Source organism: Xanthomonas sp. SHU 199 (assembly GCF_000364665.1).
GTDB classification, from domain to species: Bacteria; Pseudomonadota; Gammaproteobacteria; order Xanthomonadales; family Xanthomonadaceae; genus Xanthomonas_A; species Xanthomonas_A sontii.
In genome coordinates this window covers 1-669 of record NZ_AQOI01000813.1, presented here as the reverse complement: position 1 = coordinate 669, position 669 = coordinate 1, and the positions used below count along the sequence as shown (strand labels likewise).

The 669-nt window shown below is 77.1% G+C and carries 1 pseudogene; it reads left to right on the top strand.

Features of this window, described 5'->3' with window-relative positions:
• A pseudogene (locus D183_RS0122180) lies at positions 1-669 on the top strand (serine/threonine-protein kinase); the annotation flags it as partial.

Sequence of the window (669 nt, the reverse complement as noted above, 5' to 3'; positions counted from 1 at the left end):
GCCCCGCCGCCGGTGGTCGCCGCGCAACCGCTGCCGCGCCTGCTGGTCCTGCCACTGGCCGGCGACCCGGGCAGCGCCGAGCAACGCCTGGCGCTCGGCAGCTGGCTGCGCGGCAGCCTCGGCGAAACGCTAACCGTGGTCGATGACGCGCGCACCCGGCAGGCGTTGCGCCAGTACGACCCCACCGGTCAGGCACCGCTGGACGTGGCGGCGCTGCGCCGGCTCGCTTCGGCGCAGCGCGTGCTGCAGCCGAGCCTGCAACACCAAGGCGCCGGCTGGCGCCTGCAGGCGCTGCTGCACCCGGCCAGCGGCGCGCCGCAACGCATCGACGGACCGACCGCCGCCGATCCAGCCGCGGCCTACGCCGCCTGGTTGCCGATCGCGTCCAGGGCGCTGCTCGGCGAAGGCGCCACCCTGCCCGACGACCTGCCCGCGCCCACCGTGCTGCAGGCGTATGCGCGCGGCCTGGCAGCGCAGCAGCACGACGACAGCGCGCAGGCACTGCAGCAGTTCGCCGAGGCCAGCGCGCAGGCGCCGCAGTCCGCGCCGTTGCGCCTGGCCGAGGTGGTCGCGGCGCAAGCCATCGGCGAAGAACAGAAGGCGCGCGAGGCGCTGGATGCGCGCGTGCCTGCGGCGCCGGCGCGGCCGCGCACCCTGGCCCTGCTGGCG